The organism is Phenylobacterium koreense (assembly GCF_040545335.1).
In the GTDB taxonomy this organism is placed as follows: Bacteria; Pseudomonadota; Alphaproteobacteria; order Caulobacterales; family Caulobacteraceae; genus Phenylobacterium; species Phenylobacterium koreense.
Genome location: NZ_JBEPLU010000002.1, coordinates 725,125 through 747,790 on the forward strand (window position 1 = coordinate 725,125; position 22,666 = coordinate 747,790).

A 22,666-nucleotide genomic window follows, 5' to 3' on the forward strand; every position below is an offset into this window, starting at 1 on the left:
CGCCGCTGACAGGAACTGTTCAGCTTTGGCCCAGGCGGATCGCCGCCGACCGCGAGTGGGCCGGCAGTCCCTCCGCATCGGCCAGGGCGACCGTATGCGGCCCCAGCACGGCGAACGACTTCGGATCGCACTTCACGATCGAGGTCCGCTTGATGAAGTCATACAGCGACAGCCCCGACGAGAACCGCGCCGCGCGGCTGGTGGGCAGCACGTGGTTCGAGCCGGCGACATAGTCCCCGATGGCTTCCGGCGTGACCCGGCCCAGGAAGATCGCTCCAGCGTGGCGGACACGGTCGGCCAGGCGCTCGGGCTGATCCAGGGCGAACTCCACGTGCTCGGGCGCGATCAGGTCGACCAGGCGCGGGGCCTCGTCCAGCGGCGCGATCACCACCGCGCCATGGTCGCGCCAGGAGGCGGCGGCGTCCTGGCCGGTGCTCAGGGTGGCGAGTTGCTCCTGCACGGCGGCTTCGACCGCGGCGGCGAAAGCTTCGTCGTCGGTGATCAGGATCGACTGAGCGGCCGGGTCGTGCTCGGCCTGGGACAGCAGGTCGGCGGCGATCCAGTCCGGGCGGTTCGCGCCGTCGGCCACGACCACGATCTCCGAAGGTCCGGCCAGGGCGTCGATCCCCACTGTCCCGTAGACCCTCCGCTTGGCCGCGGTGACATAGGCGTTGCCCGGCCCGACGATCTTATCCACCGGTCGGATGGGGCCAGCGCCATAGGCCAGCGCGGCCACCGCCTGGGCGCCGCCGACGCGCCAGATCTCGGTGACCCCGGCCTCCTTGGCCGCCGCCAGCACCGCCGGCTGCAGCTTGCCGGGAGGCGTGACCATGGCGATCCGCTCGACCCCGGCCACCTTGGCCGGAACCGCGTTCATCAGCACGGTGGACGGATAGGCCGCGCGGCCGCCGGGCACATAGATCCCGACCGCCTCCAGCGGCGTCCAGCGCCAGCCGAGCTCGACGCCGGCCTCGTCGGTGAAAGCGGCGTCCGCGGGACGTTGGCGGGCATGATAGGCGGCGATCCGCGCCGCGGCGAAAGCGATCGCCTCGCGAACCTGCGCCGGGCACTGGGCCGCGCCCGCCTCGATCTCCTCGGCCGAAACCCTCAGATTGCTCTCATTGAGCTCGACGCGGTCGAACTGGCGAGCGAACCGCAGCAGCGCGTCCAACCCCTCGGCGCGCACGGCCGCGAGCACGTCGCGAACGGCGGCGTCCACCTCCTCGGGCGTATCGCGCCGCTCGTCGACAAAGGCGGCGAAGGCGGCTTCGAAACCAGGATCGGAGAATGAGAAACGGCGCATGCCGGCTCTTTAGCCGTCGCGCCCTCCGAGGGCTAGGCTTCTAGGCTTCGTGCTGCGGCCGGCGCGACGTCGACCATGGCGCGCTGACGTCAGCCAGCACCACGTCCAAGCATTCGACCTCGGCGCGCAGGTCGCCTCCACCCGCGAAGGTGAAAGTGACCACGCCGCCCGGCGCCTCGCCGGGCTCGAAGCTGACGCTCAGCAGTTCGATGACCGCATCCTTCGCCCCACGCCGCAGCTTGCGGGCCTGCACTTTCAGCACCGATCCGAGTTGCAGGGCCGCTCGCACCCGTTCGCCGCGCTTGGCCTCCCAGCGATAGCGGTTGAGCGCCAAGGTCAGGCGCCGCGCGGTGGGCTCATAGGATATGTCGCCGATCTTGCCGACCGCGTCCTGCAGCGCCGCGGCGATCACGTTCAGGTCGTCTGCGTCCTCGGCCAACAGGCGCAGACGGGCGGGTTGCGTCATCTCTAGTCCTCGGACTCGCCGTCGCCCACGATGCGCCGGACATCGGCCCCGCAGGCGCTGAGCTTTTCTTCCAGGCGTTCGAAGCCTCGGTCCAGATGATAAACGCGGCTCACGGTTGTTTCTCCCTTGGCCGCCAGCGCCGCGATCACCAGGCTGACCGAAGCGCGCAGGTCGGTGGCCATCACCGGGGCCGCGTCCAGGCTCGCGACGCCCCGCACCCTCGCCTCGCCGCCGGAGACCGAAATGTCCGCTCCCAGCCGAGCCAGTTCCGGCGCATGCATGAAGCGGTTCTCGAAGATGGTCTCCTTGATGACGCTCTCACCCTGCGCCAGGGTCATCAGGGCCATGAACTGCGCCTGAAGGTCGGTGGCGAAGCCCGGATAGGGATCGGTCTCGATCTCGACCGCCTGCAACCGCGCGCCGTTACGCTTGATCGTCATGCCGTCGTCGTGGCGGGTCACCTCGACCCCGGCCTCGACCATCTTGTCCAGAAGCGCGTCGATGAAGTCGCTACGGGTGCGGGTCAGGCGGACCTCGCCCCCGGCCATGGCCGCAGCCAGCGCGAAGCTGCCCGTCTCGATCCGATCGGGAATCACCGTGTGCGTGACCCCATGCAGCCGGTCGACGCCCTGAATGTAGATGGTCGGCGAGCATGCGCCTTCGACCCTCGCGCCCATCTTGTTCAGGCAATCGGCCAGGTCGCCCAGTTCCGGCTCGCAGGCCGCGTTACAGATGACCGTCTCGCCCTTCGCTAGCACCGCCGAGAGCATGGCGTGCTCGGTGGCTCCGACCGAGGCGAACGGAAATTCGATCCGCCCGCCGGTGAGCCCGCGCGGCGCCTGGGCGTAGACATAACCCTCATGCAGATCGATCGAGGCCCCCAGGGCGCGCAGCGCTTCCAGGTGCAAGTCGACCGGCCGGGCCCCGATCGTGCAGCCGCCCGGCAACGAGACCTTGGCGTGGCCGGTGCGGGCGATCAACGGCCCGAGCACGTTGAACGAGGCCCGCATCTGCCGGACCAGGTCATAGGGGGCCAGGGCGCTGATGATCTCGCGGGTATGCAGGACGGTCTCGGCACCCTCCTCCCCATCACGCTCGACCACCTCGGTGCCAAGCCGCTGCAGCAGCCGCGCCAGCAACCGCGTATCGGCCAGGCGGGGCATGTTGGTGAGCCGCAGGGGCTCGTCGGTAAGCAGGCTGGCCGCCATGAGCTTGATGGCGGAGTTCTTGGCGCCGCTGATGGGGATCTCGCCATGCAGCCGTGCGCCGCCGGTGATGGCGATGCGATCCAATCTCGTCCCTCTTGAGGTGGGCGCTCGCCCGGCCTTCGGGCCGCTATCTAGCGTGTGGCCGCGGCATGAGGAAGCAAGCGCCCATCACGACCGCTTGTCCGAATCGTCCTTCTGCGGAGCGGGCCGCGCCCCCGCCTTTCGCCGCCTGAGATTCGCCCGAAGGGCGGCTGCAAGCTTGGCCTCCTTGTCGTCGGCCGGCGGTTTGTCGCGTTTTTCCATGGAAATCGGGGGTGCGGCGGGACGAGCGTCGGGTCAAGTGCGGTTTGCGAAAATTAGCGCTTCACTCCGGCCACGGGTTTGGCTATAGCCCGCGCCTCGTCGCCGCCGTAGCTCAGTGGTAGAGCGCATCCTTGGTAAGGCTGAGGTCGGCAGTTCAATCCTGCCCGGCGGCACCACCAACCCCCAGTCCAGCAAAGGACTGGGGGTTGACCACATCCTCACAGTCCAAATTTCCAGACGCGTGAACGCGAACAGGCGAACGCCTTGGCGTGATTCAGCCCCGCGCCATTCCGGCGAATCCCAGCGGCGCGCGATCGCGTCGCCGGAAGAGCGAGGCGAACGAGGGCCTTGTCCGCCGCCGTCGCCCGAGGATCTTGCCCAGGCCCCGCGCATTGGTCTCATCGACGGCGACGATCACCTCGCGATGATCGCCCGCGGGCGTCTCGGCGACGACGCCGACAATCTCCGGATATGAGCCGCAGGGGCGCCTGGCGACCAGCAGAGCTCCGGCTGCGGCCAGGCGAATCAATCCACCGGCCGACAGGCGCCTGCCGCCAGGCGACGTCGCCAGCAGCGCCGAGATCTCCGCCAGGGCCTGATCATCGAGTTCGGCCGCCGACAGGTGCGTGAAGTCCAGTTCGAGCTTTCCCATGAATGCCCCCACTCAACGTCACGGGGAATTGCGCAGCGATTCTTCGCGCACCGAAAGAGGCGAGCTTCACCATGGCCGGGCTCTACATTGCATCGCCCGCCTGGAGCCCCGCTCCGCACGAACCTCCGTCAAACGACGGCTTGCCGCAGATCAATCGGTTCGCGGCGAGGCTGCAGCAACAATCGCTCAAAGGAGTGATTGACATGTCCACAGACGACCAGGCGACACCCAGTAACATCGCCATTTACCCGTTCGACGCCCGCGGCGTCGCCAAGCGTTTTCGCCATGCCGCCATATTCGGCGCACTGGACGCCCTGGCGCCGGGCGAGGCGATGCGCTTCGTGAACGATCACGACCCCCTGCCCCTGCTGCGCCAGATGGCCGAGCGTTTCGGCGACACCGTCTCCATCACCTATCGGGAGCGCCAGCCGGCGGGCGTCGTCATCGACTTCACCCGACTCGCATGAGCTGAGCCACGCCCGTGTCGGAGCTTCTCGCCCCGTCGGCCGACTTGGAGCCGGCCCCGGCCCAGCTTGCGGTCCAGGCCTTGGGCGCGCTCGGCGGCGCGCTCACAGGCCTCATTCTTGCGCTCGATCGCCTCGACCGCACGCGAGGGCTGCTCTACGGGGTCCTCGACACCTTGCCGCAGGGCGTGGCGATCTACGATCCGGATCATCGGTTGATCGCGGCCAACGCCAGCTACACGCAGGCCTTCGACGCCATCGGCGCGCCGCTCTCGCAGGGCATGTCCTACGAGGCCATCCTCGGCCGGCTCGCGGCCAGCGGCATGTTCCCGTCGGCGGGCGATCGCGAGAAAGAGTGGGTGGCCGAACAGCTCAACCTCCAGCCTGGCGATTCCAGCCAGCGGGAGCAGGTGCTCAGCGACGGGCGCATCATGCGGGTGGCCAACCAGCGACTGTCCGACGGCGTGCTGGTCACGGCGGTGTCCGACATCACCGCCCACCGCCGCCAGGCCGAGGAACTCGCCGCCGCAAGGGCCGCCGCAGACGTGGCCAGCCGCGCCAAGGACGAATTCCTGGCGATCATGAGCCATGAGTTCCGGACACCGCTCAACGGCATCCTCGTGGCTTCCGAGTTGCTACGGAGCCATCCCCTGCCGGAAGGCCAGGCCGACCTGGTCGGCGTCATCCACTCTTCCGGGGAAGGGCTCAACCGTCTGGTCGGCGATCTGCTCGACGTGGTGAGCCTGGACGCTGAACGGCTGGACGTGGCCCCGGCGCCTTTCGATCTCCGCTCCGGCGTCACGGCGATCTTCGACCTCTTCGCCCCCCAGGCCCGTGACAAGCGCCTGGCCGCGACCCTGCGCTTTGGCCGCGAATGCGACGGCGCGGTCTTCGGCGACGAGAGGCGGCTGAAGCAGATTCTCGCCGCCCTCCTGTCCAACGCCGTGAAGTTCACCGATCGCGGAGAGATCTCGATCTCGATTACGCGCCGAGAGCAGCAGGTCTCGTTCGCGGTGATCGACACCGGCGTCGGCTTTGATGAAGCCGACGCCCGGCGCATCTTCGAACGGTTCGAACAGGGCGATCCGTCCGCCACGCGTCGCCACGGCGGCGCTGGCCTTGGACTGATGATCGCCCGCGCCCTCGCCACGCGGATGGGGGGCTCCATCGAGGCGGCCAGCGCTCCCGGCGCAGGCTCGGTCTTCACCCTGGTCCTGCCGCTGCCGCGCCACGATCCGCTTAGCAGCCATCAAGAGCGGCCAAGTGCCGATCTGGAGGCCATGCGGGCCGAGGACCGACCAACCGGCCATGAACTCGGAGGTTGGCGCATCCGCCGACCTATCGGGCCTGCATCGCTTGCTTGATCCAGATCAAGGCGGCGAGCGACGCATTGCGCCAAGCTGCTTCTTGGCGGCTCGACGGGCAAGGTTCGGCGCGCCTCCACGCCGCATTTCAAAAGCTAGCGTGCATGCAGCGGCCGCCACGAGGCGGATTTAGACGAGGGCCAGACTGCGATGTCGATCCGCAACAGCGACTTGGAGCGCGTGCGACGACTGCCGCTCTTTGCTCCCGTTGACGAAGAAACCTTCCGCCGGCTCACCGCCACCGCCTTCCTGCAGAAGTTCCCGGCAGGCGCCGATCTCCTGACCGAGGGCGACCCGGTGGACTTCCTCTACATCCTTCTGGATGGCTCCATCGAGCTTTCCGGGACCTGGAACGACAAGGAGACCACCCTGGCCGTGCTGGGACCGGTCTCCACCTTCATCCTGGCGGCGGTGATCCTGGACGCGCCGGCCACGATGAACGCCAGGACGATCGGCTGGTCGGATATCCTGATGATCCCCGGCGCCGCCCTGCGCGCCGCCATCGAAGAGGACGTGCGCTTCTCCAGCGCCGTCGCCCTGGAGCTGTCGGGCTGCTACCAGGGGCTCGTACGCGCCATCAAGAACCAGAAGCTTCGCGGCGGTCTCGAGCGGCTGGCGAACTACCTTCTGGCGCAACAGAGCCGTCAGGGCGGCGGCCCCACCCTGACCCTCCCCTACGAAAAGCGCTTCGTCGCCTCCCTGCTCGGCATGAGCCCGGAGAACCTTTCGCGCGCCTTCTCCAGCCTTCAGGATTACGGCGTCATCGTTGACGGCCCGCAGGTGACCATCACCCGGCCGGCGGTGCTCGAGCGCCTGGCCAAGCCCGACCCGCTCATCGACAAGCACCTGCCCACTGACGCCATCCTGATCAGCAAGGCCGATCGGGAGCGCAATCTGCAACTTGGCGCGCACCGGGCCGCGCCGCTTTCCGGCACGGTATGATCTTCACCTCGACCAAGACCTACGGCGCCGAGCGCGGCCTGAGCTGCGCCTATCGGCAGTGGGCGGCCGAGAGTCAGTGCGCCTTGCTGCATGGCTATTCCCTCGGCTTCCGCTTCGAGTTCGCCGCCGAGCAGCTCGACCGGCGCGGCTGGGTGGTGGACTTCGGCCGCGGGGGATTCGGCGCCATCCGCGACTGGCTGCACGAGATGTTCGACCACACCCTGCTGGTGGCGGAGGATGACCCCGACCGCGAGATCTTCAAGACGCTGGCCGATCACGGTCTGGCCGAGTTGCGTTTCGTTTCGACGACCAGTTGCGAGGGGCTCGCCGCCTTGGCCCTGACGAAGGCCCGGGAGATCATCGAGGCGCGGACCAAGGGCCGCTGCTGGGTCGTGTCGGTCACCTGCATGGAGCACGGCGCCAACAGCGCCACCTGCCACGATCCGCAAAGCCTGCATCGACAGATGGCCAGCGAAGCCCTGCGCAAGGCCCTCAGCGAAGAGAACGCCTGACGCAGCCTTGCCGATCGTCAAGGCGTGACTTGACCCATGCCGTTCGGGGCGCCCCGCCGGAAGCCTAGCTATGACGACATGATCCGCGCCACGCGACATGCGTCCCCGCCTTCCGCCGACTGGCTCGCCGAGCCGATGATGGTCATGCGCGCGCCGGTCGAACAGGTATTGAAACGCGCCCTGCGGCGCCTTGCCCGTCGCCGGCCCAACCCGTTCGAGCGCCTTGCCGAGCACGACCAGTCGACCTTTCTGATCGTACCGGCGAACTGGCCCGTCGCCTTCGCCCTGACCGCGCGCGCCGATGGCGACGTCAGGGTCGTGCGCACCCGTTCCCCGGGCAAGTTCACCGCTCGTATCGAGGGCCGTATCGAGGATCTGCTGGATCTGTTCGATGGCACCCTCGACGCCGATTCCGCCTTCTTCAGCCGCACGATCCAGGTCGAGGGCGACACCGGGGCGGTCCTGGCCCTGCACAACGCGCTTGAGGCCGCCGAGCTTTCCGTCGCCGATCTGGTCGGCGCTCCGGTCGGCGGCGCGCTGATCAACCACGCCTCCCGAACCGCCAGGCGCGTGGCCCGGCGCATGCGTAGCGAGGCCGCCTGATGGGCTCCATCGAACTGGTCTGCCCTGGCGGGTCGCCGGCGATGCTGCGCGCCGCTATCGAGGCGGGCGCCGACAGCGTCTATTGCGGCCTGCGCGACGAAACCAACGCCCGCAACTTCCCCGGCCTCAACTTCTCGCCGGCCGAGCTGGAGGAGAGCGTCAAGTTCGCCCACGGCCGGGGCGCCAAGGTGCTGGTCGCCGTCAACACTTTCGCCCATGCCGGCGCTACGGAGGCTTGGCGTCGGGCGGTCGACACCGCCGTCGCCGCAAGCGCCGACGCGCTGATCGCCGCCGACCTGGCGGTGCTCGCCTACGCCAAGGCTCAGCATCCGGACATGCGCCTGCATCTGTCGGTGCAGGCGGCCGCCAACACGCCAGAGGCGATCGCGTTCTACGCCGAGACCTACGGGGTCAAGCGGGTGGTCCTGCCGCGCGTGCTGTCGGCCCCGGAGGTCGCCGCCGTCGTGGGCGAGACCGCGGTGGAGATCGAAGCCTTCGTCTTCGGCGGCCTCTGCGTCATGGCCGAGGGCCGCTGCGCCCTCTCCTCCTATGTCACCGGGCGCTCGCCGAACCTGTCCGGCGTCTGCTCTCCTCCGGAGGCGGTCAGCTTCGACCGATCCGGCGAACGCATGACGCCGCGCCTTTCCGGCCTGGCCGTCGACCAGTTCGACGCGGAGGAGACCACCGGCTATCCCACCCTCTGCAAGGGCCGTTTTTCGACGGCGGAGGGCTCCGGCTATCTCTTCGAATCCCCGGTCAGCCTCAACGCCATCGGGCTTCTCAAGTCGCTGCGGACCGCCGGCGTCAAGGCGGTGAAGATCGAGGGCCGGCAGCGCGGCAAGGCCTATGTCGCCCGCGTCGCCGCCGCCTTCCGCGGCGCCATCGACGCCCTGGACAAGGGCCAGGACACCGAGCGCTTCGAACAACTGCTCAGCGATCTGGCTGAAGGCGGCCGCGAGACTGTCGGCGCCTACAAGAAGGTCTGGCGATGAACGACGCTCCCGTCTCCCTCACCCTCGGCCCCTTGCTCTTCAACTGGTCGCCGACCGCATTGCTCGACTTCTATCGGCGGATGGCCGACGCGGCCCCCGTCGACCGCGTCTATCTGGGCGAGGTCGTCTGCGGCAAGCGCGCGCCGCTGGCGGAGGCTGCGCTGGTCGAGGCCGCCGACATTCTCGAACGCGGCGGCAAGCAGGTGGTGTGGTCGGCCCCCTCGCTCCCGATCACCAAGCGCGAGAGCAACAGCGCGCGCGAGTTGATCATGACCGGCGGCCTCGTCGAGCTGAATGACATTTCCGGCCTCTCCAGCCTGCCGCGCGGAGCGGAGTTCGTCGCCGGCCCCTTCCTCAACATCTACAACGAAGCCGCCGCGGCCGAACTCATGCGGCTGGGATGCAGCCGGCTCTGCCCCAACGTCGAGCTCTCGCTCGCCGCCATCGGCGCCATTCACGCCGCCTGCCCCGAGATCGAGATCGAACTCTTCGCCTTCGGCCGCCTGCCGCTCGCGCTATCGGGCCGCTGCCATCACGCCCACCTCCACGGCCTGCAGCGCGACGGCTGCCAGTTCGTCTGCGACCGCGATCCCGACGGCCTTGAGGTCGCCACCCTGGAAGGACGCGGCTTCCTGGCCCTCAACGGCGTGATGACCATGTCCCAAGGCGTCCAGATCATCGACACGCCGCTATCCAAACTGAGAGCCGCTGGCGTGGGAGCGCTGCGTCTGTCGCCCCATACCGGCGACATGCTCGAGGTCATCGCCGCCTACCGCCGATACGCCGACGGCGTGATCGACGCCGAGGAACTGCGCGCCGAACTGCCGGCCGGCAGCCTGCCCGGCCCGATGGTCAGCGGCTACCTGGCCGGCGTCGCGGGCATGGCGCTCGCCGGGTGACCAACTCCAGCGCCGACATCATCGTGCTCGGCGCCGGCATCGCGGGCGCGAGCCTTGCCGCGCGCCTCGCCGGTCGCCGCCGCGTCGTCATCGTCGAGCGCGAAGACCTGGCCGGCTATCACACCACCGGCCGCTCGGCGGCGATGTACATCCCCTCTTACGGGTCGCCCGCGACGGCCCCTCTGACCAGGGCCAGCCGGGCCTTCTTCGAGGCGCCGCCGGCGGGGTTTGACGGCTCCCTGTTGCGACCCCGCCCCGTCCTGCACCTGGCGCGCGAAGGGCAGATGCAGGCCCTGGAGAAACTTTGCCGCCGTGCTAAGGGCATGGGCGTGACGGCGGCGATGGCCCACCAGCTCGTGCCGATCCTGCGCCCTGGCATAGCGGCCGGCGGCTTGCTCGAAGCCGACGCCGCCGACATCGACGTCGCTCGCCTGCATGGCGGATGGCTACGCCAGGCCAAGGAGCTCGGAGCCGAACTCCGCCTCGGCACCGGCGATTATCGCATCGAGCGGCGTAACGGGCTCTGGTGGCTCCAGGGCGAGGCCTGGACCCTGCGGGCGCCGGTCATCGTCAACGCGGCCGGCGCATGGGCCGACGTGGTGGCGGCCGCCGCGGGGTTACGCCCCTTCGGCCTGGAGCCGCGCCAGCGCACCGTGGTGCTGGTCGACCCGCCAGAGCATCCTGACTTTGGCGACTGGCCGATCGTAAAGGACGTCGAAGAACGCTTTTATTTCCGCCCCTTATCGCAACATCTTCTGATTACGCCTGCCGACGAAGCTCCCAGTCCGCCTTGCGACGCCCGGCCCGACCCGCTGGATATCGCCTGCGCCATGACGCGGTTCGACGCCGTCGCCGATCATCCGGTGCGGACCATCCGGCACAAGTGGGCCGGCCTGCGGACCTTCGCCCCGGACCGCGCCCCGCTCGTCGGCTGGTCCCCCGAGGTCCCAGGCTTCTTCTGGCACGCTGCGCTCGGCGGGATCGGCATCCAGACCTCGCCGGCGGCCAGCCGGCTCGCCGCCGCGATGCTGCTGGACGAGCAGACGCCGACCGAGCTCATCGACGCCGGCTTGCAGGCCGAGACCCTGAGCCCGGAACGCCTCGCCAACGCGGCTTAGTCGCGCCATTTACATCCAATGCGACGCTGCGCCATCCTCACGCCCGGTGGGTTAGCGACGGGGTCGGGTCCATGCTGGCGCAGTTCGGTCACGAGATATGGACCGCCGAGGGCTCCGAGGTCGTGGCCGGCCTGGGGTTCCGCTATCCGACCCGCATGGCCGTCATCAGGCTGCCGGGCGATGAGCTTTTCGTCTGGTCGCCGATCGCCCTGACCGACGGCCTCAAGGCGCAGGTCGACGCGCTCGGCGCCGTCCGCCACCTGGTCGCGCCGAATTCGCTGCACCACGTGTTCATCGCCGACTGGAAGCACGCCTATCCGGATGCTCGGCTTTACGCCGCGCCCCGCCTGCCGGAAGTCCGCAAGGACATCACCTTCGACGAGGTGCTGGACGAACGCCAAGCTTCAGAGTGGTCCGACGAGCTCGAGTTCGTCGTGGTGGAGACCGCGATAACCACCGAAGTCGTGTTCTTTCACCGCAGGAGCGGCGCGGTGATCTTCACCGACCTGATCCAGCAGTTTCCCGCCGGTTGGTTTTCGGGCTGGCGCGCGATCGTGGCGAAGCTGGATCTCATGGTCGGCCCGGAACCTTCGGTCCCCCGAAAGTTCCGCGTGGCTTTCACAAACCGCCGGGCCGCACGCGCATCTATCAGCCGGATCCTGTCGTGGTCGGCAGGAAAGGTGCTGATGGCGCACGGAATGCCCGTCGTCAGCGACGGCCAGGCGTTCCTGCGGCGGGCCTTCAAATGGCTCGCGGTCTGATCGGTTTCACCGCCCCCGGGGCCGCGTCAGCATCGGGCCGTAGGCGACCGCGAAGCCTCCGAAGGCGAGGCTCCAGAGCACCGCGGAGAGGACCAGGAGCGGCGTCGAGAAACCTTGAGCGAAGGGCGATGCGACCCGCACCACGGCCGCGCCCAGCACCGCCAGATAGATCAGCAGGGTCGGAAGGTCGGCTTCCCGCGCCCGGCCGGTGTGTCCAAGGCTTGCGCGGGTCATCACCGCCAGCGTCATGACGCCCACCGCTCCGGCGGTCACCGCGTGGACTCCCGCGCTCGACGTCACGGCCGCCGGCGCCATCACCGACGCGCCCAGCAGGCCCAGTCCCACCGCTAGCCACAGATAGCCGACGTGAAGGATCCAGACGAGCGGCTCGCGCCAGGCCTTCCATCCCCGCCAGCGGCTCAGCCGCACGAGGTGCGCCACGCCGCAGGCCAGCAGCAGGACGCCGGCCACCGCCGCATAGGGCCAGACGACCCACAGGGCGAGCGAGATCCCGGTTCCGAACAGGACCGCGCGGTCGAAGCGATTGTACGAGATCGGTCCCGGCCCGATCGCCTGTGACGAGAACCAGTTCTGGGTGAAGCTCGGGATGATACGCCCGCCGATCAGCGAGATCAGGCCGACCCCCATCGCCATGGCCAGGCGCTGGGCGATCACCTCCGCGCCGGGGGCGAGGCCGGCCAAGTGATAGAGAATGTTGGCCAGAGCCAGCAGGCTGAGCATCATGCAGACGGGCAGGTTCCTGAAATTGCGGCCGGCCAGGACCTCCCGCCACACCACGGCGGCGAAGACGATCAGGAAGCTCGAATCGACGACCGACGCCAGCACCGACGGCGGCGCGAAGCTCGCGACCCGGCCGGCGATCCACAACGCCACCAGCCAGCCCAGCCGCGCCCCTGTCACCGGCAGGCGGCCGGTCCAGTTCGGGATGGCGGTGAGCAGGAAGCCGGCGATGATCCCCGCCAGGAACCCGAACAGCATCTCGTGGATATGCCAGGTCCGCCCGTCCACCCCGCCGACAAGGCCGCCGTTGAGATGTAGGCACGCGACCCAGATCGGCACCACGACCGCGCCCCACGACGTAGCGAGTAGGAAGAACGGCCGAAAACCTCCGGAAAGCACGGCCGGCCCGCGATAGGCCCGCATGGCCTGAGCTGTCGTCGTCATGCCCGCGCTCCCTGGCCGCTCTCGGGCAAGGGAGTTCCCGGACTGGACGGACGTTCCCAAGGCGCCGAAACCGATGCCGTCAGATCGTACATATGCTCGCTCGTCTGGTTCACGCGTGCGGTCCACCCGCCGGCAAGAAGCGGGGAAACAGGATCGTCTCCTCCAGGCGGATGTGTTCGCGCAGCTCCCTGTCGAACTTGCTGCAGAGATCGTAGAGCGATCGCCACGATCGGCAGGCTTCCTCCGGAGCGGTGAATTGATGGGTGATTTCGCCGATCCTGGCCAAGTCGTCGCGCACGTCGTCGTGCTCGCTGTGCATCACCGTGAGGGGCCCGGTAAGATCGGGAACGCCTCTCAGCATCATCGGGAACAGCACCGCCTCCTCCTTGGCCTGATGCATGGAGAGATGGTCGAAGAAGCCGGTCAGCAGCTCGGCCAGGCCAAGCGGCGCGTTGGCGTGGTCGGCGTGCCGCTCCTCGACCTTGCGCGCCAGGTCGATGGCCTCCAGCAGGTCCTTCAGGTGCGGCACGTGAAAGTCCTCGACGATGCGGGCGATCAGGGCCGCGTCGGCCTCCGGTGCGATCGCGCCGCGCCCCTCATCCAAGGCCACCGCGTCCTGAAACGGGTTGGGGCTGGTCATGGCGAAATCTCCTCTTTGAGACTCACCTAAACCGCATTCGTCAGCCGCTTCCTTGTCGGCCGACAACCTCGCTCGGATGGGAATCGGTGAGCCTTGCTTTCCCCGCAGGGAGAACAAGCATGGCGTTCGACAATCCTCTGGCCGCGGAGATCTGGGCCAGCAAGTATCGGTTCTCGCAGGCCGACCAGAGCGGCGACCAGGCGATCGAGGAGACCTGGTCGCGCGTGGCCACGGCCGTCGCCGAAGCAGAGCCTGCCAAGCTCCGCAAGCATTGGCGCGAGCGCTTCCTCGACATCCTGCAGGACTTCCAGTTCCTGCCCGCCGGGCGGATCATCGCCGGCGCCGGGACCGCCCGTTCGGTCACGCTCTTCAACTGCTTCGTCATGGGCCAGATCCCGGACGATCTCTCGGCGATCTTCGGCCAGCTCCAGGAAGCCGCGCGCACCCTGCAGCAGGGCGGCGGCGTCGGTATGGACTTTTCGACCATCCGCCCCTCCGGCGCCCTGGTCCGGGGCGTGGGCGCCGATGCGTCCGGCCCGCTCAGCTTCATGGACGTCTGGGACGCCATGTGCCGCACCATCCTCTCCGCCGGGCAAAGGCGCGGGGCGATGATGGGCTGCCTGCGCATCGACCACCCCGACATCGAGGCCTTCATCGACGCCAAGCGGGACGGCGCCCGGCTGCGCAACTTCAACCTTTCGGTGCTCGTGAGCGACGCCTTCCTCGAAGCCTTGGCGCGCGACGACGAGTGGCCGCTGGTGTTCGAGGGCGTCACCTATCGCATGGTCCGCGCCGCCGATCTTTGGCGGCGGCTGATGCAGGCGACCTACGACAGCGCCGAGCCCGGGGTGATCTTCATCGACCGGGTCAACGCCGCCAACAACCTCGCCTATTGCGAGACGATTATCGCCTCCAACCCCTGCGGCGAACAGATGCTGCCGCCCTACGGGGCTTGCCTGCTCGGCTCGATCAACCTGGCCCGTCTGGTCCCCTCGCCCTTCGAACCGGACGCCCGGCTCGATGAGGCGCGGCTGGCGGAGCTGACCCGAACGGCCGTCCGCTTCCTCGACAACGTCATCGACATCTCCCGCTATCCGCTGGACGCCCAGGAGCAGGAAGCCAAGGCCAAGCGCCGCATCGGGCTCGGCGTCACCGGCCTGGCCGACGCCCTGATCTTCTGCGGCGCGCGATACGGTCAACAGGACGGCGTCGACCTCACCCGCCGCTGGCTCGGCCTCATAAAGCAGGAGGCCTATCGCGCCTCCGCCGAACTGGCGGGCGAGAAGGGCGCCTTCCCCTGCTATGATCCCCAGATCCTCGATCGGCCGAACCTGGCGTCCCTGGACGAAGAGACCCGCGAGCTGATCTCCCGCAACGGCCTGCGCAACGGTTGCCTGACCTCGATCGCGCCGACCGGCACCACCTCGCTGCTGGCCGGCAACGTCTCGTCGGGCGTCGAGCCGGTCTTCGCCTTCGCCTACACCCGCAAGGTCCGCCAGCCCGACGGCGGCTCCCGCGAGGAGGCAGTGGAGGACTACGCCCTTTCGGCCTGGAAGCGGCTGCACGGTGAAGCTCCGCCGCCGCAGGACATCTTCGTGACGGCCCAGACCCTTACGCCGGCCCACCACCTGCGCATGCAGGCCGCCGCCCAGGAGATGATCGACAGTTCGATCTCCAAGACCGTCAACTGTCCCGAGGAAATCACCTTCGACGACTTCGCCGACATCTATCTCGAAGGCTGGAAGATGGGCTGCAAGGGCCTGACGACCTACCGGCCGAACGCGATCACCGGCTCGGTGCTGTCACTCGCCCCCGAAGCCCCGCCGGCGGCCGAAGCCGCCGAAGCGCCCCCCCTCCTCACGCCCCGTCCCGAGCTGCTCGAGGGCGCCACCTACAAGCTGAAGTGGCCCGAAAGCGCCCATGCCGTCTACGTGACGATCAACGACGCCGAGTTCGACGGCGTGCGGCGGCCGATGGAGATCTTCATCAACTCCAAGAACATGGAGCACTACGCCTGGACGCTGGGGCTCACGCGGATGATCTCGGCGGTCTTCCGAAGGGGCGGCGACGTCTCCTTCGTTCCTGAAGAACTGAAGGCGGTGTTCGATCCTCGCGGCGGGGCCTGGCTCGGCGGGCGGTACGTTCCCTCGCTGCTGGCGGCCATCGGCGGGGTGATCGAGCGCCACCTCGCGCGCGACAAGGCCGAAGGTGAGCACGCCGTGGAGCATGCGCACGCCGATGCTCCGCCCGCCCCGGTCCGGTTCAAGACCGTGCCGAGCAGGACCTGTCCTCACTGTGGTTCGGTCGAGCTGGTCCGCCGCGAGGGCTGCGACACCTGCACCGACTGCGGCTACTCCAAATGTGGGTAGCCGCGCGCCGGCGTGAGACCTAGGCCCCTTCCGGTTCAGGCGGAGTCACCTGAACCGGATAAAAAGGGTCTATCTTCAAAAGACTAGAGCGTGATGCTGTCACGCTCTAGTAGCGGTATTCCAGCGAAAGCCAGGTCCGCGTCGCGTCGGGATAAACCGGCGTGGCGCTGTCGAAATAGCCGAGCCCGACTTCGACGTTCGTCCCTTTGGCGATCGGCGCGCCGAGCGAAAGGTCCAGCTCGCGGCCGAACTCGTCGTCGCCGCTGTCGTCCCGGAATTCGTGGACCTCACCAGTCAGCTTCACCGGCCGTCCAAGGTCGAAGCGCTTGCTGCCGCGAAGATAGAGGTCGCTCAATCCTTCGGCCGGAGTCGCGCCGATCACGTCGGACCAGCCCTGGAAGCCGTGCGTGGTGCCGAGCGGGGTCTGGAAGGCCTGCCGGCCGTTACCCTCGAAGCGTTCGAGCACCAGATCGAGGTTGGAGGTCTGCGTCTTCATGCCGACCGAGGCCAGGATATAGTCCAGCGAGTAGTCGGCCGGGGCGTTTCCCCAGTCCGACTGGCGCGCATACTCCAGTTCCCAGGTCGCCGAATAGCCGCTGGCCATCGGGCGTGATCCGACCAATCGGACGCCGACCGTCGCCGACGACTGCGCGGGCGCCTCGTCGATGTCCAGCAGATAGGCGTAGCCGGTCAGCTTCCCGGTCCTCCACGCCTTCTCGGCGTTCAGCATATGGATGTCGCCACGCCAGACGCCCTGCGGATGGTCACGGCCGAAGCTGCGGTTGACGCGCCAGGCGTAGCCATAGTTCACCGTCACGCCCGCAACGGGCCTGGCGAGCAATTTCACGGCGTCGAACGTCTGCTCGTTCTGCCGCCAGCCGACGGCCCCGATGAACCTCTGATTGTCGAACGCTAGGCGCTGGCGGCCGATCGTCGCCTCGCCCGCCGGCCCGGGCGCCCAGGTCACCTGGGCGCGATTGAGCTCCAGGATCTCGGCGTCCGGTATGGTCGCGTAACGGGGCCGTGGCCGCACGCCGTCGGCATAGTTGTCGATCAGCACCCCGACGCCCTCGGCTTCGATGAGCCCGGTCAGGCCTGCGTAGGTCGGCGTCTGCACGCCCAGCCTCAGGCGCGTCGTCAGCGCGAGGGCGTCAGGTCCATCCTGTTCGAGGCTTTCGAGCCGGGTCCGGCTGTCGAGGAGGAGACGTGCGCCCTGCCCGGATTCGGCGGCGAGCGCAGGAGCCGGTGCAAGCGCTGCCAGAAGGCAGAGCACCGGGCTAACTTTCGGCATCTGGAACTTACCTGTGATGATGGTGAGGGCGGGCCACGGTTCCGCCCCCTGGTCCTGACCAAGTCAGGCTCGCGACAGGTCGCGCGTGCGCGGCCTGCCGTCCCATTCCGCGGCTTCGGCGGTCCGTCTAGCGGGCCAGGCCTTCGGTCGAGATGTTCAGCGCCAGTCGACGGTCCGGCTGGGCCGAGTCGTAGGCGCGCAGGGCCCGAGCGCCAGCCTTGTGGGCGCACGAACCGATATCGAAGAATTCGAGCTCGTGGTTTGTGACGGCGTTCCGGCAAACCGTGCGGGCGGTGGTGCGCACCGCCTGCCGGACCTCGCCATAGTCGAGGCCGGCGATCCGCACCTTCAGGGTGGTCGGACGCGCGCTGCTGACGCTGACCGAGTCCACTTCCTGCGCTTGGGCGAGGCCGCCCATGGAGAGGAGAGCGGCCGCGATGGCCAGGGGCGCGACCGCGCTGCGAGGCCGGCGAAGAGGAGTTCTCGTCTGGGTCATGAGAGTGTTCCTTGTTCGCCATGAGGCTAGGACCACCTCCACTGATCGCCATTGGCTCGCATCAAACCGTGACTTGATGATTGCAGGGTCTTGCGCGGCGAGATCAGGCCGGGCCGATCCCCAGGATCGTAAGGACGTATTCCCGCCCCAGCCGCCGCAGCGAGACCTTCTGCCCGGGGATGAACACCGACAGATGGAATTCGTAGGCGGCCTCCAGGCCCTGGTCGCCTGGATAAAGGAAGAACCAGCCGGCCCGTTCGCCGTGCCAGAGGAGCCCCTCCTGGCGGCGGCCGTCGGCGGTTTCGCGAACCACCCGGCAGTCGGCAGCCTGATCGGCCCATGCCTGCGGATCGATATGGCCCTCGGAATCCAGCGGCGCGGTGAGCGTGTAGCGGTCCGGCTCTCCGTCATCTGGCGAACGCCGGGCCGGGGCCGCCTGCAGGACGATCCGCTTGAGCCTCGCCGGCGCAGGCCGGGCGCTCCTCGCCCTACGAAGGGTCGCAGGCTGCTCAAGCATCGGGGATCACCTTGCCCGGATTGAGGGTGTTGCGCGGGTCGAGCGCGACCTTCAGGCGTCGCATCAGCGCGACCTCCTCGGGCGAGCGCGACCAGGAAAGGTACGCCTTCTTCTCCAGCCCGATCCCATGCTCGGCCGAGATCGAACCGTCCCGCTCGCGCACCGCGCTGTAGACGATGTCCTCGATCCGCGCCCTCGCCCTCGGCTCGGCGGGAACAGGCGCCACGATGACGTGCAGATTGCCGTCGCCCAGGTGCCCGAAGATGATGGGCTTGGTCTGCGACCAGCAGGCGGCGAGCGCCTTGCGCACCTCGGCGACGAACCCTTCCATCTCCGAGATCGGCAGGCTGACATCGAAGGACATTATCGGACCGAAGCGGGCCACCTGGCGCACGTCGTCGCGCATCGCCCAGAAGGCGTCCCGTTCGACCTGCGACTTGGCGATGACCGCGTCGGCGATTTCGCGAGATTCCATCGCATCGCCCAGCAGGTTCTCGAGCCGCTCGGCGTCCTGCGCCCCGTCGCTGCTCATCGCTTCGATCAGCACATGGTAGGCGTGGGACTGGTCCCATGGCGACCGGCCACGGGCCGGTTCGGTGGTGACGAGCTGGAAGTAGTCGTCCCACATCACCTCGAAGGCCGACAGGTGGCCGCTGAGCGTTCCCTCGACGCGCCGAAGCAGGGTCGTCACGTCCATAAGGGTCGGGACCGCGACAAGCGCCGTCGTCACGCCGCCTCCAGCGCCCGGCCTCAGGTGCAGGACCGCCCGGGTGACCACGCCGAGCGTGCCCTCCGATCCGATGAAGAGCTGCTTCAGGTCATAGCCGGTATTGTTCTTGATCAGCCGGTTCAGCGAAGTGACCACCGTGCCGTCGGCGAGCACGGCTTCGAGGCCGAGCACCATGTTGCGGGTCATGCCGTAGCGGATGACGCGATTGCCGCCGGCATTGGTGGAGATCGCTCCGCCGATCGTCGCCGACCCTCTGGAGCCAAGATCCAGAGGCAGGATCAGCCCCGCAGCCTCCGCCGCCTCGGTGGCGGTCTCCAGCACACAGCCGGCCTGGACCGTCATGGTCTGGCCCAGCACGTCGATCTCCTCGATGCGGTTCATGCGCTCCATGCTGAGCGCCAGCGCTCCACGCGCCATGGTTCCCCGCACCAGGCCCGTCCGGCCTCCCCAGGGCACGACCTTGGCGCCCGCTTCATCGGCCGTCCGCAGGATCAACGCGACCTCGGCGGTGTCGGAGGGCCGCAGGACGGCGATCGGCGCGTCATCCGGGGAATTGACCCGCTCGCGCCCATCCACCACCGCGCCCGGCCCCAGCGCCTCGGTCAGGGCCTCCAGCAGCCTTGCATGTTCGGGGAAGGCGACCTCGATCGGCGGGGAAGCGCTCATGGCGGGGCCTCTCGATATGCGGGCCCCCCGCCCTGCCGCTCCGCAGCGGCGAGGTCGTCCAGCGTATTCAGGTTGGAAAAAGGATCCGGGCTCGTCGCGCCCCAGTCGACGAGCGCCATGCCGGCCTTGCCGGCGAGCCCCTTGAGCGAGCTTCCGCCTCCCAGCCTGTAGGCCTCCAGGTGCGGCAGCGCCGACACCCGCCAGAAGGCGCAGGTCGGGTGCAGGCGGCCATTGCTGACGGCGATCGCGACCTCGTCGTTCGCGCCGAGCCCTTCGCGGAGGACACGCCCGAAATCATCGGTCAGGCCGGGCGCGTCGCAAGGAAGCGTCAGGACGCCCGCGACGTCGCGCGACAACCCAAAGGCCAGGGCCGCCTGCAGGCCCGCCAGCGGCCCAGGGCAGTCGGGAGCATCCAGGATCAGCCGCAGGTCGCCGCGCTCGCCGACCTGATCCGGCGAACGGACGGAGACGGCGACCGCCTCGCCCCCCTGGGCCTGCGCGATCTCCACGGCGCGATCCAGCAGCGTTCGGCCCGCCAGCAGGCGCAAGGGCTTGGCCCCGCCCATCCGCCGCCCCTCCCCGCCAGCCAGCACCACGGTGACGAAGCTTCCGCTCATGGGCCGGCGAGCCTGAGCGGCGGGTGATTCCGACGCCGGCGCGGTGCGGGCCCGTGAGGACGCCGCAGCCCCCGGCTTCGCACAGCGCCGCCCGAGGGAAGGTCCTGCACCTCGTTGGTCAGGCCTCGGCGGGCGGCGAGTTGCTGCGTCAGGTAGCTCAGGTCGTTCGCCGTCAGTCGCAGGCGGGCTATCGGCAGCACCACTGCGTTTTCCAGCGCCAGGTGCGCGCGTTCACAACTGGCGAAACCGAGAAGGATCTGGCGAGCCTGACCGCCCAGCGCCGTCACAGGGACCTCATCGGCGAGCGCCCCCTCGAGGACCGCGCGCACCGCACGCACCTGTTCGGCGGCGGCCTTGTGGTCGGCGAGCAGCACCTCGAGCACGTGTTCCAGTCCATCCTCCGGGAGGCTCCGCTGCTGCACCAGCGGGAACAGGTCCTCCTCCTCGTCGAGGATGTGCAGCGGTCGCTCGAAGCGCAGGAAGCGGACGATCCGAATGGCGTTCTTCGGATCGGGGGTGTCGGACGCGGCGACCATGTCGATCAACCGGCAGAGCTGCCGATGCCGGAGGTGCTCGAAGAAGAACCAGTCGAGGGGCGTGTTCAGGAGCTCCAGCGGCATGTCTTCGATCTGGACGGTCTCATCGATGGTCATCGTGGTCTCCCTCCGTGGTCGCGCCGCCTGCCCCCTACTCGCCACGCCTGCGGATCAGGGTGAAGGTCTGGGCCACCGGCTCGAGCTTGGAACGCAGAATCTGCCCGATCGCGGTCAGCGCCGGATCCTCCGCGCCCTGAGCGGCCGAGAGCAACTGCGTCCAGCGCTCGTCCGAAGCTTCCGCCACGAAGCTGGAGACGCATTGACGAATGTAGTCCTGCACGCCTTCTCCGGCCGCCTCCGCGGCGGCTCGGACCCGCCGCCCCAGGGCCGGATCGACCGCTTCCAGCCAGGCCTCGGTGCGCGCCGCGGGACCTCCTTCCTCCAGCAGATCCCCGAGCGCCAGGCCCTCCGACGAGAAGCCGCCGTCAGGCGTGAGCTTGAGGCTCAGCCCCTTGAGGCGAGCCTTTTCGGCCAGTCCAGCGGCGTAGCGAGCCGCCACGGCGGCCCAGGCCCGGCTCTCCAGATGCAGGGCGATCCGATCCTCGACCTCCTCGAACGGAAGCCTGCGCGGTTCGGCGCGACGATCCAGGCGCAGCACATGCCAGCCGAACCGGGACCGCACCGGCCGGGACGTGGTCGCGCCTTCCGTGAGTTCCAGCAGCGCCCGCTCGACCTCGGGGGCCAGGTCGCCGGGGCTAAGTTGCCCCAGCCTTCCGTCCTCGGCGCCTGACGGGCAGTCCGAGAGCGCCCGCGCCAGTTCGGCGAAGCTGGCGCCTGCCTCAAGCGCCGCGATCGCGCGTTCGGCCTTCCCCCGCGCCTCGTCCATCCCCGTCGCGCCATCGGTCTGGGGCTCGAACAGGATGTGGGAGGCTTCGAACAGCAGCGGCGACAAGAAGCGGTCGGCATGGGCGTCATACACCCGCCGGCGCTCGGCCAGGGTCGATGGCGGAACCTCCACCTCCTGGTCGAGGAGGGTCCGGATCAGGGCCTCCTCCTCGGTCTCCTCGCGTCCGGTCTCGTCGAGCTGGGGGGCGGCCTCCAATCCGATCTCACAGGCGCGGGCGAGCAGCAGCGCCCGCAGCGCCAGCGCCTTGGCGGAGGTCTCCCAGGCCTCTCCGGCCGACAGGCTCGGATGGTTCTGGGCCTCCAGGGCGATCATGGCCTCGGGGATCTCGACCCCCTCGACCGCGACGGTGCGCTGCGTGCTCATGACCGGTGATCCACCCTGGCGCGTTGGGCCGCGGTGTTCAGATAGACAGGAGCGGCCGGCTCGATCCGGCGCGGCAGGACGCGGCGGGTCCGAACGAGCTGCCAGCCGCGCCGATTGAGATACCAGATCGGCGCCGAGAGCATGTGCACCAGGCGGGTGAACGGAAACACCAGCAGGATCGTGAGGCCGAGGGTGAGGTGCGCCTTGAAGATCCAGTGAACGTCCGCGACGTAGGCCGCGATGCCCGGCCGAAGGGTGAAGACCCCCTGCGCCCAGTTCATGAACTTCAGCATCTCCGAGCCGTCACGATGGCCCAGCGAGATCGGGATTGTCGCGAGCCCCAGGGTGAGTTGCATCATCAGCAGGATCAGGATCGCGGTGTCGCCGAAGCTCGAATTGGCCTGGACCCGCGGGTCCAGCAGACGGCGATGCAGCAGCAGCAAACCGCCGACCATCGCCATGGCCCCGGCCACGCCGCCCGCGACGATCGCCAGCATCTGCTTGGCGCCATGGCTGACCCCAAGCGTGTCCCAAACCACCACGGGCGTCAGGAGCCCGACGAAGTGGCCGCCGAAGATGGCGAGGACGCCAAGATGGAACAGCACCGAGCCGAGCATGAGCTGCTTGCGGCGCAGAAGCTGCGAGGAGCCGGTTCGCCAAGTGTATGGCTCACGGTCAAACCGGATTATCGACCCGATGACCAGCACCGAGAGGGCGATATAGGGGTAGACGCCGAAGAGGATCTGATTGAGGTCCATACTG

At 68.6% G+C, this 22,666-nt stretch carries 24 protein-coding genes and 1 tRNA gene; 11 read left to right on the top strand and 14 right to left on the bottom strand.

Annotated features, from left to right (window positions below):
- Positions 1-19: 19 nt before the first annotated feature.
- The 3 genes from hisD to murA are packed head-to-tail and all read right to left on the bottom strand — an operon-like array spanning position 20 to position 3,061.
- Positions 20-1,303 (bottom strand): histidinol dehydrogenase, encoded by a 1,284-nt coding sequence (hisD, locus tag ABID41_RS15430; RefSeq protein WP_354297976.1) that lies wholly within the window; start codon positions 1,301-1,303, stop codon positions 20-22.
- Between the two features lie 40 nt (positions 1,304-1,343).
- The gene (locus ABID41_RS15435) at positions 1,344-1,769 is read right to left on the bottom strand and encodes a DUF2948 family protein (RefSeq protein WP_354297977.1); all 426 of its coding nucleotides are present in this window, start codon (positions 1,767-1,769) and stop codon (positions 1,344-1,346) included.
- Between the two features lie 2 nt (positions 1,770-1,771).
- On the bottom strand, positions 1,772-3,061 hold the full coding sequence (murA, locus tag ABID41_RS15440; protein ID WP_354297978.1) for a UDP-N-acetylglucosamine 1-carboxyvinyltransferase: 1,290 nt from the start codon (positions 3,059-3,061) through the stop codon (positions 1,772-1,774).
- A 320-nt stretch (positions 3,062-3,381) separates the two neighbouring features.
- Here murA and ABID41_RS15445 point away from each other — a divergent pair.
- Positions 3,382-3,456, top strand: a tRNA-Thr gene (locus tag ABID41_RS15445).
- A gap of 98 nt (positions 3,457-3,554) precedes the next feature.
- On the opposite strand, the gene ABID41_RS15450 is transcribed toward ABID41_RS15445, so the two are convergent.
- Positions 3,555-3,932 (bottom strand): hypothetical protein, encoded by a 378-nt coding sequence (locus ABID41_RS15450; protein WP_331927762.1) that lies wholly within the window; start codon positions 3,930-3,932, stop codon positions 3,555-3,557.
- Between the two features lie 203 nt (positions 3,933-4,135).
- Between ABID41_RS15450 and ABID41_RS15455 the strand changes: the two genes are divergently transcribed.
- The 9 genes from ABID41_RS15455 (at position 4,136) to ABID41_RS15495 (ending at position 11,587) form a co-directional block, all read left to right on the top strand.
- Complete coding sequence (locus tag ABID41_RS15455; protein ID WP_354297979.1) at positions 4,136-4,399, top strand: DUF2249 domain-containing protein; 264 nt, start codon at positions 4,136-4,138, stop codon at positions 4,397-4,399.
- Positions 4,400-4,413: 14 nt separating this feature from the next.
- A complete protein-coding gene (locus tag ABID41_RS15460) occupies positions 4,414-5,760 on the top strand; it encodes a sensor histidine kinase (RefSeq protein ID WP_354297980.1) in 1,347 nt (448 codons plus the stop codon).
- Between the two features lie 150 nt (positions 5,761-5,910).
- The gene (gene ftrB, locus ABID41_RS15465; RefSeq protein ID WP_331927756.1) at positions 5,911-6,702 is read left to right on the top strand and encodes a transcriptional activator FtrB; all 792 of its coding nucleotides are present in this window, start codon (positions 5,911-5,913) and stop codon (positions 6,700-6,702) included.
- Positions 6,699-7,214 (top strand): 6-pyruvoyl trahydropterin synthase family protein, encoded by a 516-nt coding sequence (locus ABID41_RS15470; protein WP_354297981.1) that lies wholly within the window; start codon positions 6,699-6,701, stop codon positions 7,212-7,214. The genes ftrB and ABID41_RS15470 overlap by 4 nt, the downstream gene beginning before the upstream one ends.
- A gap of 78 nt (positions 7,215-7,292) precedes the next feature.
- Positions 7,293-7,817, top strand: a complete 525-nt coding sequence (gene ubiT, locus ABID41_RS15475) for a ubiquinone anaerobic biosynthesis accessory factor UbiT (protein WP_354297982.1) — start codon at positions 7,293-7,295, stop codon at positions 7,815-7,817.
- The gene (gene ubiU / locus ABID41_RS15480; protein ID WP_331927750.1) at positions 7,817-8,809 is read left to right on the top strand and encodes a ubiquinone anaerobic biosynthesis protein UbiU; all 993 of its coding nucleotides are present in this window, start codon (positions 7,817-7,819) and stop codon (positions 8,807-8,809) included. The genes ubiT and ubiU overlap by 1 nt, the downstream gene beginning before the upstream one ends.
- Positions 8,806-9,708 (top strand): ubiquinone anaerobic biosynthesis protein UbiV, encoded by a 903-nt coding sequence (ubiV, locus tag ABID41_RS15485; RefSeq protein WP_354297983.1) that lies wholly within the window; start codon positions 8,806-8,808, stop codon positions 9,706-9,708. The genes ubiU and ubiV overlap by 4 nt, the downstream gene beginning before the upstream one ends.
- Positions 9,705-10,826, top strand: coding sequence for an NAD(P)/FAD-dependent oxidoreductase (locus ABID41_RS15490; protein WP_354297984.1), 1,122 nt, complete (start codon positions 9,705-9,707; stop codon positions 10,824-10,826). Before ubiV ends, ABID41_RS15490 begins: the two co-directional genes overlap by 4 nt.
- Before the next feature lie 71 nt (positions 10,827-10,897).
- The gene (locus ABID41_RS15495; RefSeq protein WP_354297985.1) at positions 10,898-11,587 is read left to right on the top strand and encodes a DUF4336 domain-containing protein; all 690 of its coding nucleotides are present in this window, start codon (positions 10,898-10,900) and stop codon (positions 11,585-11,587) included.
- Positions 11,588-11,593: 6 nt separating this feature from the next.
- Here the strand turns inward: ABID41_RS15495 and ABID41_RS15500 are convergent, their stop codons facing one another.
- Together ABID41_RS15500 and ABID41_RS15505 are read right to left on the bottom strand one after the other, a co-directional pair.
- On the bottom strand, positions 11,594-12,772 hold the full coding sequence (locus ABID41_RS15500; RefSeq protein WP_354297986.1) for an NnrS family protein: 1,179 nt from the start codon (positions 12,770-12,772) through the stop codon (positions 11,594-11,596).
- 109 nt (positions 12,773-12,881) lie between these two features.
- Entirely contained in the window at positions 12,882-13,412 is a 531-nt protein-coding gene (locus ABID41_RS15505; RefSeq protein ID WP_331930649.1) for a hemerythrin domain-containing protein, read from the bottom strand.
- A gap of 119 nt (positions 13,413-13,531) precedes the next feature.
- Between ABID41_RS15505 and ABID41_RS15510 the strand changes: the two genes are divergently transcribed.
- Positions 13,532-15,781, top strand: a complete 2,250-nt coding sequence (locus ABID41_RS15510; protein WP_354297987.1) for an adenosylcobalamin-dependent ribonucleoside-diphosphate reductase — start codon at positions 13,532-13,534, stop codon at positions 15,779-15,781.
- A 106-nt stretch (positions 15,782-15,887) separates the two neighbouring features.
- Here ABID41_RS15510 and ABID41_RS15515 read toward each other — a convergent pair whose 3' ends face one another.
- The 8 genes from ABID41_RS15515 to narI all read right to left on the bottom strand — a co-directional run bounded on the left by ABID41_RS15515 (position 15,888) and on the right by narI (position 22,662).
- Positions 15,888-17,072 (bottom strand): alginate export family protein, encoded by a 1,185-nt coding sequence (locus ABID41_RS15515; protein ID WP_354297988.1) that lies wholly within the window; start codon positions 17,070-17,072, stop codon positions 15,888-15,890.
- 127 nt (positions 17,073-17,199) lie between these two features.
- Positions 17,200-17,568, bottom strand: coding sequence for a hypothetical protein (locus ABID41_RS15520; RefSeq protein ID WP_354297989.1), 369 nt, complete (start codon positions 17,566-17,568; stop codon positions 17,200-17,202).
- 103 nt (positions 17,569-17,671) lie between these two features.
- The gene (locus ABID41_RS15525; protein WP_354297990.1) at positions 17,672-18,085 is read right to left on the bottom strand and encodes a hypothetical protein; all 414 of its coding nucleotides are present in this window, start codon (positions 18,083-18,085) and stop codon (positions 17,672-17,674) included.
- Entirely contained in the window at positions 18,078-19,481 is a 1,404-nt protein-coding gene (locus tag ABID41_RS15530) for an FAD-binding oxidoreductase (RefSeq protein ID WP_354297991.1), read from the bottom strand. Before ABID41_RS15530 ends, ABID41_RS15525 begins: the two co-directional genes overlap by 8 nt.
- Positions 19,478-20,098: a molybdenum cofactor guanylyltransferase gene (gene mobA, locus ABID41_RS15535; RefSeq protein ID WP_354297992.1), complete on the bottom strand. Its 621-nt coding sequence runs from the start codon at positions 20,096-20,098 to the stop codon at positions 19,478-19,480. The genes ABID41_RS15530 and mobA overlap by 4 nt, the downstream gene beginning before the upstream one ends.
- On the bottom strand, positions 20,095-20,751 hold the full coding sequence (locus ABID41_RS15540) for a hemerythrin domain-containing protein (RefSeq protein WP_354297993.1): 657 nt from the start codon (positions 20,749-20,751) through the stop codon (positions 20,095-20,097). The genes mobA and ABID41_RS15540 overlap by 4 nt, the downstream gene beginning before the upstream one ends.
- A 34-nt stretch (positions 20,752-20,785) precedes the next feature.
- Positions 20,786-21,904: a peptidylprolyl isomerase gene (locus ABID41_RS15545; protein ID WP_354297994.1), complete on the bottom strand. Its 1,119-nt coding sequence runs from the start codon at positions 21,902-21,904 to the stop codon at positions 20,786-20,788.
- On the bottom strand, positions 21,901-22,662 hold the full coding sequence (narI, locus tag ABID41_RS15550) for a respiratory nitrate reductase subunit gamma (RefSeq protein WP_331930667.1): 762 nt from the start codon (positions 22,660-22,662) through the stop codon (positions 21,901-21,903). The genes ABID41_RS15545 and narI overlap by 4 nt, the downstream gene beginning before the upstream one ends.
- Positions 22,663-22,666 lie beyond the last annotated feature (4 nt).

Coding starts and splice junctions, on each gene's coding strand:
- ABID41_RS15435 (WP_354297977.1), bottom strand. CDS start 1,769: ATGACGCAACCCGCCCGTCTGCGCCTGTTGGCCGAGGACGCAGACGAC.
- hisD (WP_354297976.1), bottom strand. CDS start 1,303: ATGCGCCGTTTCTCATTCTCCGATCCTGGTTTCGAAGCCGCCTTCGCC.
- ABID41_RS15505 (WP_331930649.1), bottom strand. CDS start 13,412: ATGACCAGCCCCAACCCGTTTCAGGACGCGGTGGCCTTGGATGAGGGG.
- ubiV (WP_354297983.1), top strand. CDS start 8,806: ATGAACGACGCTCCCGTCTCCCTCACCCTCGGCCCCTTGCTCTTCAAC.
- ABID41_RS15545 (WP_354297994.1), bottom strand. CDS start 21,904: ATGAGCACGCAGCGCACCGTCGCGGTCGAGGGGGTCGAGATCCCCGAG.
- ABID41_RS15450 (WP_331927762.1), bottom strand. CDS start 3,932: ATGGGAAAGCTCGAACTGGACTTCACGCACCTGTCGGCGGCCGAACTC.
- ubiT (WP_354297982.1), top strand. CDS start 7,293: ATGATCCGCGCCACGCGACATGCGTCCCCGCCTTCCGCCGACTGGCTC.
- ABID41_RS15510 (WP_354297987.1), top strand. CDS start 13,532: ATGGCGTTCGACAATCCTCTGGCCGCGGAGATCTGGGCCAGCAAGTAT.
- ABID41_RS15495 (WP_354297985.1), top strand. CDS start 10,898: ATGCTGGCGCAGTTCGGTCACGAGATATGGACCGCCGAGGGCTCCGAG.
- ABID41_RS15525 (WP_354297990.1), bottom strand. CDS start 18,085: ATGCTTGAGCAGCCTGCGACCCTTCGTAGGGCGAGGAGCGCCCGGCCT.
- ABID41_RS15470 (WP_354297981.1), top strand. CDS start 6,699: ATGATCTTCACCTCGACCAAGACCTACGGCGCCGAGCGCGGCCTGAGC.
- ABID41_RS15455 (WP_354297979.1), top strand. CDS start 4,136: ATGTCCACAGACGACCAGGCGACACCCAGTAACATCGCCATTTACCCG.
- narI (WP_331930667.1), bottom strand. CDS start 22,662: ATGGACCTCAATCAGATCCTCTTCGGCGTCTACCCCTATATCGCCCTC.
- ABID41_RS15540 (WP_354297993.1), bottom strand. CDS start 20,751: ATGACCATCGATGAGACCGTCCAGATCGAAGACATGCCGCTGGAGCTC.
- mobA (WP_354297992.1), bottom strand. CDS start 20,098: ATGAGCGGAAGCTTCGTCACCGTGGTGCTGGCTGGCGGGGAGGGGCGG.
- ABID41_RS15515 (WP_354297988.1), bottom strand. CDS start 17,072: ATGCCGAAAGTTAGCCCGGTGCTCTGCCTTCTGGCAGCGCTTGCACCG.
- ABID41_RS15520 (WP_354297989.1), bottom strand. CDS start 17,568: ATGACCCAGACGAGAACTCCTCTTCGCCGGCCTCGCAGCGCGGTCGCG.
- ABID41_RS15530 (WP_354297991.1), bottom strand. CDS start 19,481: ATGAGCGCTTCCCCGCCGATCGAGGTCGCCTTCCCCGAACATGCAAGG.
- ftrB (WP_331927756.1), top strand. CDS start 5,911: ATGTCGATCCGCAACAGCGACTTGGAGCGCGTGCGACGACTGCCGCTC.
- ABID41_RS15500 (WP_354297986.1), bottom strand. CDS start 12,772: ATGACGACGACAGCTCAGGCCATGCGGGCCTATCGCGGGCCGGCCGTG.
- ubiU (WP_331927750.1), top strand. CDS start 7,817: ATGGGCTCCATCGAACTGGTCTGCCCTGGCGGGTCGCCGGCGATGCTG.